We start from the raw sequence: 16,317 nt of genomic DNA, 5'->3' as shown, positions 1-16,317 counted from the left end.
GGGAATGTTGGCGTTCGCGCGCGTCGCGTCCACATCCAGGGTGAATACGCGCGGAAGAACGGTTCAGATGTAGAAGCAGTAGAGCGATCACAATGGAACCTTGCGCAGCAGAACCTGTCGAACACGACACGATTCAGATCCGCTGCGACATTCCGCAACTTCGCGCCCGACGGGCGCAAGGCTAGAATTCTCCGACTTACCTGGTTCTATACATGTCAGTGCGAACTATTAGCGATGCCGCGTTGCCGGCATCGAAGGGCAAGGCTGCCACGATCAACGACATCGCACGACTGTCGGGAGTTTCCAAGAAAACGGTTTCAAGAATCATCAACAACTCGCCGCTGGTGCGCAAGGACACCCGCGACAAGGTCGAGGCGTTGATGCGCGAGGTCGGTTACGTGCCCGATCCTCTCGCGCGCGGGCTGGCATTCCGCCGCTCCTTCCTGATCGGCCTGGTGTATGACGACCCGGGTGCCCAATGCATTGTCGACCTGCAGCACGGCGCGCTGGACGCGCTGCGCGGCACTGGCTATGAGCTGGTGGTGCACCCCTGCGACAGCCAGGATCCGGAATGCCCGCAGGGCGTGCGCCGTTTCGTGCAGCAGCAGAAGCTGCACGGCGTGATCCTGGGGCCGCGTGCGTCCGAATCGGCTGCGCTGGCGCAGATGCTCGATGACATCGACTGTCGCTACGTGCGCATCAACGCGCATGCCTCGGAGGATGAGAACCATGCCGTGGTCACCCATGACCGCGATGGTGCTGCCGCTGCGGCGGGCTACCTGCTTTCGCTTGGCCACCGCGACATTGCGGTGATCGCCGGACCGGGTGACCGGCGTGCCGCGCGCGAACGGACGCATGGTTTCCTTGATCGGCTGGCGCAGGTCGGCCTGATCCTGCCCGGCGAGCGCGTGCTGGAAGCGGGCGACACCTTCGAGTCCGGCGTGCATGCCGCCGAACGGCTGCTGATGGGCGAGCAACGCCCCAGCGCGATTTTCGCCGGCAACGACGAAATCGCCGCAGGCGTGTACCAGGTGGCATTGCGTGCAGGCATCGCGGTGCCGCAGCAGTTGTCGATCGTCAGCTACGACGACAGCCCGTTGGCATCGCGGCTGTGGCCGCCGCTGACGTCGGTGCGGCGCCACGTTTCCGACATCGGCCGCACCGCCGCCGCCATGCTGGTCCAGGCCGACGTGCCCGACGCACCGACCGCCGCCAGCGTGCATCCGCAGTTGATGGTGCGCGGGTCCTGCCGGGCCGTGGACGCCTGAGTGCCCTGCCCTCGCCTGCGTCGCTGCAGTGGCGCAGGCAGGCAACAACGAAAACGGCGCACCCATGTGCGCCGTTTTCAGTGCAAAGCCGTGCGCGTTGTGCGCTTACACGTCGCCGCCGTCGGCCCAGCCTTCGCCGGTGCCCTTCTGGAACACGCGGTCGTCGCCCTGCACTTCACCGGCCGGCAGATGCGCCTGGTTGGCCAGTGCCGCGTAGATCGGGGTGAAGTCCGGCGAGGTCGCCTGCATCAGCTGTTCGAAGCTGTCGATGACGAAGTAGGTCTTCTGGAAGGTGTCGATGCGGTACTTCGTGCGCATGATCCGCTGCAGGTCGAAGCCGATGCGGTTGGGCGCGGCCGATTCCAGCGAGTACAGCGACTCGCCCTTCGACGACACGATGCCGGCACCGTAGATGCGCAGGCCCTCGGGCGTGTCGATCAGGCCGAACTCCACGGTGTACCAGTACAGGCGGGTCAGGTTCTGCAGCGCATCCGGACCGATCGCATGCGCTTTGACGCCGCCGCGGCCGTACGCCTCCATGTAGTCGGCGAACACCGGGTTCATCAGCAGCGGCACGTGGCCGAACAGATCGTGGAACAGGTCCGGTTCGGCGATGTAGTCGATCTGGTCCGGGCGGCGGATCCACCAGGTCACCGGAAAACGGCGGTTGGCCAGATGGTCGAAGAAATCCAGTTCCGGCAGCAGGCCTTCAACCCCGACCAGGGTCCAGCCGGTGGCGGCGCCGAGCACCTCGTTGAGCTGGTCGAAGCGCGGAATCATGTGTGCGCTCATGCCCATTTCGTCCTGCGCATCCAGGAACTCCTGGCAGGCACGGCCGACCAGCATCTCACGCTGGCGCTGGTACAGCGTGCTCCAGGTCGCGTGGTCGTCGGCGCTGTAGGTGTCCCATGGCTGCTCGACGAGCGCGGTGGTATACACCGGCACGTAGCCCTTGTCGGTCTGCTGGTGTTCGACGCGGCGGGGCTGGGCGAGGTCCATGCGGCACTCCTGGATGGGATACCCACGATGCTAGGGCAGGGGACGCGCAACAGGGTTGCAAAAGTTGCGCCGATTGGCCTTGTTGGCGCAATATCCTTGCGTACTCACCATGTTGCGGGGCAACAATGGCCGGAGAAGTCCAGTTCGATCGCACGGATATACGCCTGCTGGCCGAAATCCAGCGGGATGGGCGCGCCACCAACGCCGAACTGGCGGCGCGGGTGAATCTCTCGCCTTCGGCCTGCCTGCGGCGGTTGCAGCGGCTGGAAAGCGAGGGCGTGATCGTCGGCTATGGCGCGCGGCTGGAGCCACGGCAGCTGCGGCTGGGCCTGCAGGCCTTCGTGCGCGTGCAGCTGGAAAAGCACGACCAGGCCGCCATCGGCCACTTCGTGGACAGCGTGCAGGCGTGGGACGAGGTGGTGGCCTGCCACGCGCTGACGGGTGACATGGACTACCTGCTGCACGTCTACGTGCGCGACCTGGAGCACTTCTCGCGCTTCCTGCTGGACCGGCTGCTCAATGCCGGTGGCGTGGCCGATGCCAATTCCAGCTTCGTACTGCGCACGGTGAAGGGCTTCCAGGCGTTGCCGCTGTCGCAGCTGGAGTCCTGAGCGACCACCGGGCGGGCCCGGTGGCCTGGCTTCAATGGATCAGCACTTGTCCTTGCGGCCCATCAGCTTGCCCAGGCGCGAGGCTTCCTCGCACTTCGGCGCGGCCACCGGCGCCGGTGCCGCCGCGGCGGCGCGTGCGCGCTGCAGCTGCTGGATCTTCGCGCGGATCTGCGGCATCGCTGCCATCGCGGCCTTTTCGCCTTCCAGGATCGCGGTGCCACGCTGGCTGAAATCGGCGGCACCGATGTCCAGTACCTTCGGGCGGATGACGATGTCGGCGCGCGCCAGTTCCTGCTCGCCCAGGCGCTGGCCCATGATCGAGATGGACTGGTTGACGATACCCAGCATGTCGGTTGGCGCCTTGCCGCTGGCCTTGCTGGAGATGTCGACGGCGATCACGAAGTCGGCGCCGAGCTGGCGGGCAGCGTCCACCGGTACCGGGCTGACCACGCCACCGTCGATGTAGTTGCGGCCGCCGATCTTCACCGGCTCGAACACACCGGGGATGCTGCTCGACGCGCGCACGGCCTGGCCGACATTGCCGCGCACGAAGATTGCGCGCTCGCCGGTTTCCAGCTGGGTGGCGACGGCGGCGAACGGCCTTTTCAGGCGCTCGGCAGGACGGTTGGCAACCTGTTCGTTGACGTAGTCCTGCAGCTTCTGGCCCTGCACCAGGCCACCGGAGAACAGGCGCACATCGCGGATGCTGGCTTCATCAAGCGCCACGGCCCTGCTCTGCATCTGGAAGGCATCCATGCCGCTGGCATACAGCGCGCCGACCACGCTGCCGGCACTGGTGCCGGACACCACCGCGGGCTCGAAGCCATTGGCTTCCAGCATCTTGATCACGCCGATGTGGGCGAAGCCCTTGGCCGCGCCACCGCCGAGCGCGATACCGATCTTCACCGGCTTGGCCTGCGGGACCACGGTCGGCGCCGGCGGCGGCGTGGGGCGGACCGGGTCGCCACCGCAGCCGGCCAGCAGGCCGATCAGGGCGACAGACAGCAGCATGCGGGGGCGGAACAGGCTCATCGGCAGTGCGCGCACGGCGCCGGATTCAGGAAAGGGCGCCAGCATACCGAAGCTGCGGCGGGGCGGGCAGGGTGGGAAATATCGCCCATTCATAAAGGTAGTGCCGGCCGCTGGCCGGCAACCATAGGGAAACTGGCAACGGTCCATGGGGCTGCCGGCCAGCGGCCGGCACTACCGGGATGCGCGCCAAGGTCCATGAGGCTGCCGGCCAGCGGCCGGCACTACCGGGATGCGCGCCAAGGTCCAGGAGGTTGCCGGCCAGCGGCCGGCACGACCGGAGGCGGTCAGAAGCGGTTATCGCCATCCAGCATCCGGCCCAGGCCGCCCAGCACCGAGCCTTCGCCGCGGCTTTGGCCGCCGCCCTGCGGTGCGGCCATCCACATGCGGCCGGCCAGGCGTGAGAACGGCAGCGACTGCAGCCAGACCTTGCCGGGGCCGGTCAACGTGGCCAGGAACACCCCTTCGCCGCCGAACAGCATGCTCTTGATGCCGGCCACCCGACGCACGTCCATGTCCACCGTCGGGTGGTAGGCGACCACGCAGCCGGTATCCACATCCAGGCGCTCGCCGGCGGCCAGCTCGCGCTCCACCACGCAGCCGCCGGCGTGGATGAACACCCAGCCGTCGCCCTCCAGTTTCTGCATGATGAAACCCTCGCCCCCGAACAGGCCGGTCATGATCTTGCGCTGGAACTGCACGCCGATCTGCACGCCGCGCGCGCCGGCCAGGAAACTGTCCTTCTGGCAGATCAGGCGGCCGCCGTGCTGGTCCAGTTTCATCGCCAGCACCGTCCCAGGGTAGGGCGCAGCGAAGGCGACCTTGCCCTTGCCATGGCCGCTCTGGGTGTAGACGGTGGCGAACAGGCTTTCGCCGGTCAGTACGCGCTTGCCGGCAGCCATCACCTTGCCCATGAAGCCGCCGCCCTGGTCGCCATTGGCGGCGCCGAACACGGTATCCATCTGCACCGTGGCGTCCTTGAACATCAACGCGCCGGCCTCGGCAATGGCGCTCTCACCGGGATCAAGCTCGATTTCCACGAACTGCATCTCATGGCCGACGATGCGGAATTCGATGTCGTCGGCGCGGCCGCTGGCGGTGGCGGGGACCGGGGGTGGGGTGTGGGGCATGCCCGGGGCCGCGGATTGCAGTTCGGGCACTTCGGCAATCGAGGTCCATCCGCTCATGCCCTGGCACCAGGCCAGCGCGCGCGGGTTGGCCTGCGCGTAGCGGCGCGCGGCCGGGTCATCGAGCGGTCCGATTCGGTCGGCCTGGGCCGAGGCATGGAAGTACCACTGGGTCATTGCGGCGGCTCCGCGGCGCTGGAAAACCCCGAGTCTAGCGAGCGCCCCGGGGGGCAGGGCGACGGGGCCATGAACGGCCGGCATTTGCGGGGCAGGTGCTGTATTGCAACAATTATCTGGTAGCGCCGTTTTACCACCCCTCCAAACACAGCCTACCGCCATGTCCCCGACCCGCACTTCCCGTGGCCGCCTTCCGGTCGCGCGCCCTCTCGTTGCCGCTCTTTCCGCCCTGCTGCCGTTGGTAGCAGCCGCCCAGGAAACCCCTGCCGCCAAGGATCCGGTTGCCCTCGACACCCTGCAGGTCACCGCGCAGCGCCGTGTCGAGAACGCCAAGGACGTACCGGTTGCAGTCAGCGCGATCCAGGGCGAGAAGCTGGATGTGCTCGGTTCGGCCGGCGATGACATCCGCTTCCTGGCCGCACGCGTGCCGAGCCTCAACATCGAGTCGTCCTACGGTCGTGCCTTCCCGCGCTTCTACATCCGCGGCCTGGGCAACACCGATTTCGATCTCAATGCCTCGCAGCCGGTGTCGCTGGTATACGACGACGTCGTGCAGGAAAGCCCGCTGCTGAAGGGCTTCCCGCTGTTCGACCTGGCCAACGTGGAAGCGCTGCGTGGCCCGCAGGGCACCCTGTTCGGCCGCAACACGCCGGCCGGCGTGGTCAAGTTCGACTCGGCGCGCCCGTCGCAGGATGCCGATGGCTACCTCCGCGTCGGCTATGGCAGCTACAACAGCTGGAACGTGCAGGGCGCCTACGGCGGCCCGCTGACCGACCGCTGGTCGGCACGCGTCTCGGCGATCTACCAGCGCCGCGACGACTGGGTCGACAACACCCGTGTGGGCGCGCCCAACAGCGGCTTCGAGGGCTACGACGAAGCCGCCGGCCGCGTGCAGTTCCTGTACGAAGGCGATGACTTCGAGGCGCTGTTCAACCTGCACAAGCGCAAGCTCAACGGCACCGCCCGCCTGTTCCGCGCCAACATCATCCAGAAGGGTGGCAATTCGCTGGTCGAGAACTTCGACCGCGACAAGGTGGCCAACGACGGCGTCAACTTCTCCGACCTGGAGACCTGGGGTGGCAGTGCGCGCCTGCAGTGGAACCTCGGCTCGGTGACCCTGCACTCGATCACCGGCTACGAGACCGCCGAATCGCTCAACCGCGGTGACATCGACGGTGGCTACGGTGCGGCCTTCCTCGGTGACGGCAACTACGGCCCGGGCCTGATTCCGTTCTCCTCGGAGTCGGCTGATGGCCTGCCGCGCCATCGCCAGTGGACGCAGGAAGTGCGCGTCGAGTCCAACGAGTGGGGCCGCTTCGACTGGCAGGCCGGCGTCTTCTACTTCGATGAAGACGTGACCATCAACAACTTCAACTACGACTCGCTGGCCCCGGGCAATCCGCAGACCGGCCACGTGGTGCAGAACCAGCGCAACAAGGCCTGGGCAGTGTTCGCCTCGGGTGACTTCGACGTCACCGACCGCTTCAAGCTGCGTGCCGGCGTGCGCTACACCCAGGACAAGAAGGACTTCAGCGCCAGCGTGCTGCAGGCGGTTCCGTTCGGCACCCCGGTCAGTGGCCCGTACCTGGCCAACACCGACGTCAACGACGTCAGCTGGGACCTGAGCGGCGTCTACAAGCTGACCGACGACATCAACGCCTACGCCCGCGTGGCCAAGGGTTTCCGCGCGCCGTCGATCCAGGGCCGCCTGGCCTTTGCGCCGGGTCTGTCGCAGGCCGATTCGGAGAAGGTCATCTCGTACGAGGCCGGCATCAAGGCCGACCTGTTCGAGCGCCGCGCGCGCCTGGGCCTGAGCGTGTTCCGCTACGACGTCGATGGCCAGCAGCTGATCGCCGTGGGCGGTGCCAACAACACCGCCACCCTGCTCAACGCCGACAAGACCATCGGCCAGGGCGTCGAGCTGGACCTGGAGGCCTACCTGGCCGACAACGTCCTGCTGACCTTTGGCAGCAGCTACAACGACACCGAGATCAAGGACAAGAACCTGGCGGTGGCGATCTGCGGCGGCGGCTGCACCATCACCGACCCGACCACGGTGATCAACGGCCAGACCTACGCGCTGGTGAACGGCAACCCGCTGCCGCAGGCGCCGAAGTGGATCCACAACGCGACCCTGCGCGTGGGCTTCCCGCTCAGCGATGGCAGCGAGCTGTACGCCTACACCGACTGGGCCTACCGCAGCGCGGTGAACTTCTTCATCTACGAGTCGCCGGAATTCCGCGGCCGTAGTTCGCTGGAAGGCGGCCTGCGCCTGGGCTACAACTGGGGTTATGGCCAGTACGACGTGGCGGTGTTCGGCCGCAACCTGACCAACCAGACCCGCGTCGTCGGTGCCATCGACTTCAACAACCTGACCGGCTTCCTCAACGAGCCGCGCACCTGGGGCGTGGAGTTCACCGCGAAGTTCTGATGCGGTGGCTGCGGTAGTGCAATGAAGAAGGGCCGGCGCAATGCCGGCCCATCTGTTTCCTGCGTTCTGTAGAGTCGAGCCATGCTCGACTGCCATGAGCCGAGCATGGCTCGGCTCTACAGAGGCATGGCTTACAGCGCGCTCTGCGGGCGCACCTTCAGCACCGCATTCTCGGTGGCGCAGTCGCGGCTGGAGTGCCGACCGGCCTTGCGCGCCGCCTCGATCTCCTTGCGTGCGGCCAGCAGGTCCTTGTTGAACGCCGCGTTGTCGTGCAGGCGGGCCACGGCGGCGGCGCCCATGAAGCGGCCTTCGAGGATGTCGCTCTGCCAGTGCACGTTGCACACCAGGCGGCTCTCGCCGTAGTTGCGGCCGCGGGCCTGGATGGCATCGGCGCGGTCCGGCGCGATCTCCGACAGGATCAGTGCCCAGGCCCAGCCGATCGAGGTGTGGCCTGATGGATAGGAACCATTCCTGCGCAGGCCATCCTCGTCCTTCGGCGAGCAGGTCGGCTCACCGTTGACCATGAACGGGCGCGGGCGCTGGTAGTGGTTCTTGGCCGCCTTGGTGGCGGCGCTGGCGTCGATCCGGCTGCGCTCCAGCAGTCGATACAGCGCCGGAGTCTTCACCGCATCGACGTCGATGTCGGCGGCGCAGGAGAAGTGGTTTGCACCCTCGGGGAAGCCGAGTTCCGCATCGACGCCGGCCTGGGCGAAGCGCGGGCTGCCTCGCAGCGCGCGGGCTTCACGGCTGACCTGTTCGTCCAGGGCGAGGGCGGCCGAACCGGCCACCGGCGGTGCCGGCACCAGATCGAGGCTGGCCGGAACAGCGCTCTTGTCCAGATAGCCCACGGCCTTGGTGGTGATGTTGGCTTCGACGGCGGTCGGCTTGGTGGCCGTGGCAGCACAGCCGGCCAGGGCCACGGCAACGGCGAGGCCGAGCAGCGGGCGGGCGGGGTGGGAAATCAACGACATGGACGGGCTCCGGAGGAAAAACATCGCGTCATGATCGCAGCCCGTATGCGGCACTGCAGTGGCCATCGGTCATACGGCCAGACCCGGCATGGTCATCACAGGAGATGAAGAACGTCATCGAAGGGTGCCAGTCTGCTGAATCCGGGCGCAGCGCACGGACTTTCACGCGGCCGCACCGTGAGCATCGGCACATCGGCAGGCACCAGGGGCCGTCCAGTTCCAGCCGGGTCGGGGGGATCCGAAGACAGAGGGAGAGAAGCGATGCGCAGCACCGCAACAGGAAGTACCGTCCTGGCCCTGCTTCTGGGGCTGGCAGCAGCACCGACGCAGGCCGCCGACGTGGTCGGCGTGGCCTTCGTGCATGGCACCGGCGCGCAGACCAATGCCACCCAGGACTACTGGCAGCCGGCGATCATCGACACCGTGCGCCAGGGCCTGCCGAACAGCAGCAACTATGTGGTCATCAACTGTGACTTCACCCAGTACATGTGGAAACCGGAGGCCGCCGGCTGCCTGGCCAACCAGCTGACCGGCTTCATCGACAGCCGTGGCATCACCCAGCTGGTGGTGATCACCCATTCCAACGGCGGCAACGTGATGCGCTGGATCCTGTCCAACCCGACCTACGACAGCCGCTATCCGAAGATCATCCGCACGGTGCGCAAGGTCACCGCACTGGCACCGTCTTCGGCGGGCACGCCGCTGGCCGATGCGGTGCTCAACGGCAATACCTTCGAAACGTCACTGGGCTGGCTGCTGGGCTACAAGAACGACGCGGTACGCCAGCAGCAGGTGGCCAGCATGGCCACCTACAACGCGCAGAACCTGTACGGCACGGCCGGTCGCCCGGCGCTGCCCAAGCCGTTCCGCGCGGTGGTCGGCAGTGACGTGGAATCGGCGGTGTGGGACAGCAACAGCTACTGCGGTGGCTATGCCGCCAACGTTGGCCTGGAATTCACCCAGAACTGGTTGTCGTCCTGCTCCGATGGCTTCCTGGAGTGCAGCAGCCAGAAGGCGGCCGGCACCACCTGGTTCACCGACAAAGCGCGCACCCAGGGCGCAGAACCGCTCAGCCACAACCAGAGCCGGCGCGAGTGCTTCGGCCTCGGCACCCTGCTGCGCAACGACCTGACCCAGTGAGAGAGATGACCATGACGACCCATTCCACCCTGCTGGCCAGTGCGGTGCTGGCAGTACTGTCCCTTTCCGCCGCGCAGGCCGCGCAGCCTCTGCAGGCGGCCCGCGCGGGCGATCAGGTGCCTGCCGCATTGGTGGCCGCGCCGCTGCCTGCCGATGAAAGCGAACACGCGCCGTTGTCGTTTGCCTGGGCGCTGGACCCGGCACAGCCGCTGCAGGCGGCCACGCCATATGCCTCGGTCAGCCGCAGTTACTGGCAGCAGGTCGATGGCACGCAGCTGCAGCGCGGCCTGGACCTGCCGCTGACGGCGCCGGATGCGGTGATCCAGCTGAGTCCGGCCGCAGGAGCCCGCGCGCTGCCGGCCAACACCCTGCAGGTGCGCGACCCGGCTGGCCGCAGCAGCGTGGCCCGCAGTGTCGATGCGCGCGCGCTGCAGGATGCCGGCATGCCGGTGAGTGATGGCAGCAGCATGCTGCGCACCGGCGCGACCAGTGCCGCCGGTGCGTACACCCTGCAGAGCACGCAGGCGCAGGGCCGCTATGTGGTGCAGGTGCTGGAGCCGAACAGCCCGCTGCGGTTGGAAGTGCAGGCCAACCAGGCGCAGGTGCTGGCCGGTGGCAACGTGCAGCTGCAGGCACGCCTGCTGGAAGACGGCGCCACCAGCGCGCAGCTGGCATCGCGTCGTGGCGGCCTGGGGGGGTGAAGCCCTGCTGGTCGCACCGGATGGCCGCAGCTGGCCGCAGCGTCTGCTGCGCACCACCGATGGCAGCCTGCGCGCGCAGGTGCGGATCCCGACCGACGTCGGCACCGTGCAGGGGCTGTGGGAGCTGCAGGTGTTCGCCCAGGCCGATGGCGTGCTGCGCGATGGCAAGGTGGCCTTCGCGGTGGCACGGCCGACCGCGCGTTTCAGTGGCCAGGCAGCACCGGACCCGTCCAACCGCCAGGTGGCGCTGCCGCTGCAGGTGGCTGCGGCAGGCCGCTACGAGGCACGCGGCACGCTGTATGCCACGGCCCGCGATGGCCGGATGAAGCCGGTCGCGCAGGCACATGCAGCCGCGTGGTTCGATGGCCCAGGCGCCGGCCAGCTGGTGCTGCCGTTCGGCGAGGTCGCGTTGCCGGCCGGTTTTGGCGCACCGTACGAGCTGCGTGACCTGCAGCTGCAGGACCAGAGCCGGATGGCACCGATCGAGTCGCGCGCGCTGGCGTTGCGGTTCTGAGCACGACGGTGGCGGGCCGGGATATCCGGCCCGCTGCATTGCATCCTGTAGAGCCGAGCCGATGCTCGGCTGCTGTTTGTCGTGATCAGGAGCAGCCGAGCATCGGCTCGGCTCTACAACGGCATGCCGATCACCCCGCGTATGCGGTCAGCCGGCCTTCCTGCTCGCAGACGGTGATCGCGCCGCCGAACACCGCCGACAGCGGTTCGTTGCGCAGCAGCTCGGCGCGGGTGCCGTCGGCCAGCACGCGGCCATCGCGCAGCAGTACCACGCGCTCGATCTCGGGAATGATCTCTTCGATGTGGTGGGTCACCAGCACCAGGGTGATGCCCTGCTGCGCCAGCACCCGCATGGTCGCCACCAGCTGCTCGCGGGCGACCAGGTCCAGCCCGGTGGAGGGTTCATCCAGCAGCAGTGCCTGCGGCCGGTTGACCAGCGCGCGGGCGATCAGCACGCGGCGGGTCTCGCCAGCGGACAACTCGGCGTAGGCGCGGTCGCGCAGGGACAGGGCGCCGGTCATCGCCAGTGTCTCGCCCACGCGTGCGCGCATATCGGCGGTCACTTCGCGGAAGGCCGGCACCACGTAGCTGGCGAAGAAGCCGGACAGCACTGCCTGTTCCACGGTCAGGCCCGGCATGTCGGCCAGGTTGCTGCTGAGATCGCCGGTGACGATACCCAGCTGCGATCGCAGCCGGTCCACCTGCCAGCGGTTCTGCCCCAGCACCCTTACCGCCACGGAGCCGTCGACCTGCGCCAGCGGGTACAGCTCGCGGGTGATCAGCTTGATGAAGGTCGACTTGCCGCAGCCGTTGGGGCCGAGCAGGGCGGTGTGCTGGCCCTGTGCGATGCGCAGGCTGAGCCCGTGCAGCACCTTCACCTGGCCGCGCACCACGGTGGCGCGGTCCAGTTCGATCAAGGGGGGCAGCTCCGCAACGGGCGGGGCGGCAGTCATGGTGCTGGCGCGTGGATCAAGGCTCGACAACTCAGGTCCCCAACTGTGAACGGTGCCACGGATGGCGATGCGATACATCGCCGCAGGGATGCAGTTTGCAACGCAAGCGCCCATCATGTCTGCCATCCCCGCGTCGATCCGGAGAGCTGCCATGTCTGATGCCCTGATGTCCCTGTTGACCGGTGGTGTGCTCGGCCTCGGCTGGTGGGCCATGTTGGGCGTGCTGCTGGTCTTCACCCAGATCACCATCTTCTCGGTAACCCTGTACCTGCACCGCAGCCAGGCCCATCGCGGGGTCGATTTCCATCCGGCGCTGGCGCACCTGTTCCGCTTCTGGCTGTGGCTGACCACGTCGATGATCACCCGCGAGTGGGTGGCCATCCATCGCAAGCACCACGCCAAGGTGGAGACTGAGGACGATCCGCACAGCCCGGTCACCCGCGGCATCGGCAAGGTGTTCTGGCATGGCGTGGAGCTGTACCGCGAAGCGCGCGGCATGCGCGCGGACATCGAGCAGTACGGGCGCGGCACGCCGGACGACGCGATCGAGCGCCATCTGTATACCCCGCACGCCACGCTGGGGCCGGTAGTGCTGCTGGCGATCAACAGCGTGCTGTTCGGCCTGCCCGGCGTGGCGCTGTGGGCGATCCAGATGGCGTGGATCCCGTTCTGGGCGGCGGGCGTGGTCAATGGCCTGGGCCACTGGTGGGGGTACCGCAACTACGAGTCGGCCGATACCTCCACCAATCTCACGCCGTGGGGGTTCTGGATCGGTGGCGAGGAGCTGCACAACAACCACCATGCCTTCCCCAGTTCGGCGCGCTTCGCGATGCGGCGCTGGGAGTTCGACATCGGCTGGAGTGCGATCCGCCTGCTGCAGGCGCTGCGACTGGCCAGGGTGCTGCGGGTGGCACCGGCCATGGACGTGCGCCCGAACATCGCCGTGCCCGATGCCGAAACGCTGAAGGCGCTGCTGTCGCACCGCTTCCAGGCGATGACCGATTACCAGCGCAACGTGTTCATGCCGGCCCTGCGCGAGGAGGCCGCGCAGGCCGGGGCCAAGCTGCGCCGCCTGCTGCCACGCCGGTTGCGCCGTGGCCTGGTCAACGATGGCCGCTGGCTGAAGCCGGACAGCCGCGCCCAGCTCAGCGCATGGGTGGCGCAGCGGCCGCGCATCCGCACCTTGGTCGAGTACCGCGGGCGATTGGCTGCGCTGCTGGAAGCCCGTGGCCACGACGCCGCCGAGCGCCTGCATCAGCTGCAGGCGTGGTGCCGCGAGGCCGAGGAAAGCGGTATCGCGGCGTTGCAGGCCTACGCCGCACGCTTGAAGGGCTACAGTCTGGTGGGCGCGTGAGGGCAGGGTACGGGCTTCTGCTGGCGGCGCTGCTGCCGGGTGCGGCGCTGGCCCAGGTCACCGACACCGCCAGCTATCTGCAGCGGATGGACAGCGATGGCGACGGCAAGGTCAGCGAGGCCGAGTACGTGCAGTGGATGCTGTATGCCTTCGATCGCATGGACCGCAACGGTGATGGCGTACTGAGCGCCGACGAGCTGCCCGGCGGCAAGGGCAGGGCAATCCGCCGCGAGCAGCAGCGGCAGGTGATCGTGCAGCGCTTCCACAAGCAGGATGCCAACGGTGATGGCTTCCTGGATGCCCGCGAGCTGTCCGCGCCGCCGCGTTGAGCGGGCGTAGAATCGCACCATGCCTGAACTGCCCGAAGTCGAAACCACCCGCCGCGGCCTGGCGCCGCACCTGCAGGGCCGGCGCGTGCATGGCGTGATCCTGCGCCGCGCCGACCTGCGCTGGCCGATTCCACCGGAAGTGGCCGAGCTGCTGCCGGGGCAGCGCATCGAGGACATCCGCCGGCGCGCCAAGTACCTGCTGCTGGATACCGCCATCGGCAGCGCCGTGCTGCACCTGGGCATGTCCGGCAGCCTGCGCGTGCTGCCCGGTGATACCCCGCTGCGGGCGCATGACCACGTCGACATCAGCCTGGACAACGGCCGCCTGCTGCGCTTCAACGACCCGCGCCGCTTCGGCAGCCTGCTCTGGCAGCCGGCTGGGGAGATCCACCCGCTGCTGCAGGGGCTGGGCCCGGAGCCACTGGACGACGCGTTCGACGGCGACTACCTGTTCGACCGCAGCCGGGGCCGCAGCGCGCCGGTGAAGACCTTCCTGATGGACCAGGCGGTGGTGGTGGGCGTGGGCAACATCTACGCCGCCGAGAGCCTGTTCAAGGCCGGCATCAGCCCGTTGCGCGAGGCAGGAAAGATCTCGCGAGAACGCTACCAGCGGCTGGCCGACGCGGTGAAGGAAATCCTGGGCTACGCCATCACCCGCGGCGGCACCACCCTGCGCGATTTCATCAGCCCCGACGGTGCGCCGGGCTACTTCGAGCAGGAGCTGCTGGTGTACGGCCGCGACGGGCTGCCGTGCCCGAACTGCGGGCGCGCGCTGAAGCACGCCACCATCGGCCAGCGCGCCAGCGTCTGGTGCAGCCACTGCCAGCGCTGAGCCGGCGACCAGCGGCAGCTGAACGGGCAGGGCGCGTCTCCGCTGCCCGTTAACGTTTGTCTGCCTATCATGGCCGACCTTCCCTCTGTGCCTGACGCGCCTGCATGCAACGACGCGACTTCATCCGCAATGCCTCCCTCGCCCTGGCTGCATTCGGCCTGCCGTCCCTGCCCGCGTGCGCGGCCAGCAGGAGCGGCCAGATGGGCCTGCGCCGCCTCGGCCAACCGCAGCCGTTCGACTTCGCCACCCTGAAGGGCCAGGCGCGCGCGCTGGCACAGGCGCCCTACAAGAGCCACAAGCGGGTGTTGCCGGGCCGCCTGGAAGGCCTCGACTGGGACCAGTACCAGTCGATTGGCTACCGCCAGGACCATGCGCTGTGGGCCGACCAGCCCGGCAAGTTCCAGGCCAAGTTCTTCCACCTGGGCCTGTACTTCCATTCGCCGGTGCGCATGTTCGACGTGGTCGACGGCAAGGCGCAGGAACTGGCGTATGACGGCGCGGCGTTCAACTACGGCAAGAGCGGCATCAAGGATGGCGAGCTGCCGGCCGATCTGGGCTTCGCCGGGTTCCGCCTGAACACCCGCAAGGACACCGACCGCGACTTCGCCGCCTTCCTTGGCGCCAGCTACTTCCGCGCGGTCGGCAAGGAGGGCCAGTACGGGCAGTCCGCGCGTGGCTTGGCGATCGACACCGGCATGGGCAAGCCGGAGGAATTCCCGGATTTCATCGCCTACTACCTGGAACAGCCGTCGGCTGATTCGGACACGATCGTGGTCTACGGCCTGCTGGATTCGCCCAGCGTGGCCGGAGCCTATCGCTTCGCGATCACCAACGGTGACGTGCTGCTGATGGACATCGACAGCGCGCTGTACCCGCGCAAGACGATCGAGCGGTTGGGCATCGCCCCGTGCACCAGCATGTACCAGGTGGGCGAGAATGACCGCCGGATGGGCTGGGACTGGCGCCCGGAGATCCACGATACCGATGGCCTGTCGCTGTGGACCGGTGCCGGCGAGTGGATCTGGCGGCCGCTGCTGAACCCGCGCAACCTGCGTTTCAACATGTTCGTGGACCGCAACCCGCGCGGCTTCGGCCTGCTGCAGCGCGACCGCAATTTCGACCATTACCAGGACGACGGCGTGTTCTACGAGAAGCGCCCGTGCCTGTGGGTGGAGCCGAAGGGCGAATGGGGCGAAGGCTCGGTGCAGCTGGTGGAGATTCCCACCGTGGACGAGACCTTCGACAACATCGTGGCGTTCTGGAACCCGAAGGAAAAGCCGCAGCCGGGCCAGGAGCTGCTGGTCGGTTACCGCTTGTACTGGGGCGCCGAACCGCCGGCACGCCCGCCGCTGGCGCACTGCGTGGCCAGCCGCACCGGCCTGGGCGGTGTGGTCGGCAAGAAGCGCGAGTACTTCAGCTGGCGCTTCGCGGTGGACTTCGAAGGTGGCGAACTGGCCAGGCTGATCGACAAGGCCGAGGTCGAAGCGGTGGTGGAAGCCAGCCGTGGCCGGGTCGAGATCGTTTCGGCGCGCCCGCTGCGCGAGATCAACGGCTATCGCGCGATGTTCGACCTGGTGCCGCCGGAAGGCAGTACCGAGCAGATCGACATCCGCCTGTTCCTGCGCAGTGGTGGCAAGACCCTCACCGAGACCTGGCTGTACCAGTACACCCCGCCGCCGGTGGGTGCGCCGGAGCGGACGCTGTACTGAGTGGTTTGGGATTGCAGGGCTTGCAGCCCTGCACCCGCTTCAAGCCAAGGCAACGTCAAATGCGTGCATTCCGTGGGATGGCGGGGTGGGTCCGGTTGCGGGGGACGCTGCAAGTACGTCCCTGTAAGCTCGGTCGCCGCATCCATGCGGCTCACGCCCCCGCAACCGGACCC

At 67.8% G+C, this 16,317-nt stretch carries 13 protein-coding genes and 1 pseudogene; 9 read left to right on the top strand and 5 right to left on the bottom strand.

Annotation, left to right across the window (positions count from 1 at the left end; all coding sequences use genetic code 11):
• Positions 1-212 precede the first annotated feature (212 nt).
• Entirely contained in the window at positions 213-1,268 is a 1,056-nt protein-coding gene (locus ACM0PK_RS18080) for a LacI family DNA-binding transcriptional regulator (RefSeq protein ID WP_414606773.1), read from the top strand.
• 105 nt (positions 1,269-1,373) lie between these two features.
• Here ACM0PK_RS18080 and phhA read toward each other — a convergent pair whose 3' ends face one another.
• Positions 1,374-2,267, bottom strand: a complete 894-nt coding sequence (gene phhA / locus ACM0PK_RS18075) for a phenylalanine 4-monooxygenase (RefSeq protein WP_111201591.1) — start codon at positions 2,265-2,267, stop codon at positions 1,374-1,376.
• Between the two features lie 125 nt (positions 2,268-2,392).
• Here phhA and ACM0PK_RS18070 point away from each other — a divergent pair, with 125 nt between their 5' ends.
• On the top strand, positions 2,393-2,878 hold the full coding sequence (locus tag ACM0PK_RS18070; RefSeq protein WP_005411782.1) for an Lrp/AsnC family transcriptional regulator: 486 nt from the start codon (positions 2,393-2,395) through the stop codon (positions 2,876-2,878).
• A gap of 39 nt (positions 2,879-2,917) precedes the next feature.
• Here the strand turns inward: ACM0PK_RS18070 and ACM0PK_RS18065 are convergent, their stop codons facing one another.
• Together ACM0PK_RS18065 and ACM0PK_RS18060 are read right to left on the bottom strand one after the other, a co-directional pair.
• On the bottom strand, positions 2,918-3,910 hold the full coding sequence (locus tag ACM0PK_RS18065) for a patatin-like phospholipase family protein (RefSeq protein WP_164093443.1): 993 nt from the start codon (positions 3,908-3,910) through the stop codon (positions 2,918-2,920).
• A gap of 284 nt (positions 3,911-4,194) precedes the next feature.
• Positions 4,195-5,211, bottom strand: a complete 1,017-nt coding sequence (locus ACM0PK_RS18060) for a TIGR00266 family protein (RefSeq protein ID WP_134972062.1) — start codon at positions 5,209-5,211, stop codon at positions 4,195-4,197.
• Between the two features lie 160 nt (positions 5,212-5,371).
• Here ACM0PK_RS18060 and ACM0PK_RS18055 point away from each other — a divergent pair, with 160 nt between their 5' ends.
• Positions 5,372-7,642, top strand: coding sequence for a TonB-dependent receptor (locus ACM0PK_RS18055; protein ID WP_414606772.1), 2,271 nt, complete (start codon positions 5,372-5,374; stop codon positions 7,640-7,642).
• Between the two features lie 131 nt (positions 7,643-7,773).
• Here ACM0PK_RS18055 and ACM0PK_RS18050 read toward each other — a convergent pair whose 3' ends face one another.
• A complete protein-coding gene (locus ACM0PK_RS18050) occupies positions 7,774-8,613 on the bottom strand; it encodes an acid phosphatase (protein ID WP_134969335.1) in 840 nt (279 codons plus the stop codon).
• A 261-nt stretch (positions 8,614-8,874) separates the two neighbouring features.
• Between ACM0PK_RS18050 and ACM0PK_RS18045 the strand changes: the two genes are divergently transcribed.
• Together ACM0PK_RS18045 and ACM0PK_RS18040 are read left to right on the top strand one after the other, a co-directional pair.
• The gene (locus ACM0PK_RS18045; protein ID WP_072167423.1) at positions 8,875-9,753 is read left to right on the top strand and encodes a hypothetical protein; all 879 of its coding nucleotides are present in this window, start codon (positions 8,875-8,877) and stop codon (positions 9,751-9,753) included.
• Between the two features lie 11 nt (positions 9,754-9,764).
• Positions 9,765-10,968: pseudogene (locus ACM0PK_RS18040) on the top strand (DUF4785 domain-containing protein).
• Positions 10,969-11,098: 130 nt separating this feature from the next.
• On the opposite strand, the gene ACM0PK_RS18035 reads toward ACM0PK_RS18040, so the two are convergent.
• Positions 11,099-11,920, bottom strand: a complete 822-nt coding sequence (locus ACM0PK_RS18035) for an ABC transporter ATP-binding protein (RefSeq protein ID WP_053496707.1) — start codon at positions 11,918-11,920, stop codon at positions 11,099-11,101.
• Positions 11,921-12,071: 151 nt separating this feature from the next.
• Here ACM0PK_RS18035 and ACM0PK_RS18030 point away from each other — a divergent pair, with 151 nt between their 5' ends.
• The 4 genes from ACM0PK_RS18030 to ACM0PK_RS18015 all read left to right on the top strand — a co-directional run bounded on the left by ACM0PK_RS18030 (position 12,072) and on the right by ACM0PK_RS18015 (position 16,144).
• Positions 12,072-13,274, top strand: a complete 1,203-nt coding sequence (locus ACM0PK_RS18030; protein ID WP_065179775.1) for a DesA family fatty acid desaturase — start codon at positions 12,072-12,074, stop codon at positions 13,272-13,274.
• Complete coding sequence (locus tag ACM0PK_RS18025) at positions 13,271-13,603, top strand: EF-hand domain-containing protein (protein WP_061480454.1); 333 nt, start codon at positions 13,271-13,273, stop codon at positions 13,601-13,603. Before ACM0PK_RS18030 ends, ACM0PK_RS18025 begins: the two co-directional genes overlap by 4 nt.
• 19 nt (positions 13,604-13,622) lie before the next feature.
• On the top strand, positions 13,623-14,435 hold the full coding sequence (gene mutM / locus ACM0PK_RS18020) for a bifunctional DNA-formamidopyrimidine glycosylase/DNA-(apurinic or apyrimidinic site) lyase (RefSeq protein WP_061480453.1): 813 nt from the start codon (positions 13,623-13,625) through the stop codon (positions 14,433-14,435).
• A 104-nt stretch (positions 14,436-14,539) separates the two neighbouring features.
• Positions 14,540-16,144 carry an OpgD/OpgG family glucan biosynthesis protein gene (locus ACM0PK_RS18015; RefSeq protein ID WP_180868592.1) on the top strand — a complete coding sequence of 535 codons (1,605 nt, stop codon included), beginning with the start codon at positions 14,540-14,542 and terminating at the stop codon, positions 16,142-16,144.
• Positions 16,145-16,317 lie beyond the last annotated feature (173 nt).

This window comes from Stenotrophomonas sp. FR010 (assembly GCF_047520755.2).
Taxonomy (GTDB): Bacteria; Pseudomonadota; Gammaproteobacteria; order Xanthomonadales; family Xanthomonadaceae; genus Stenotrophomonas; species Stenotrophomonas sepilia.
This window is presented reverse-complemented; position numbering and strand designations above follow the sequence as displayed.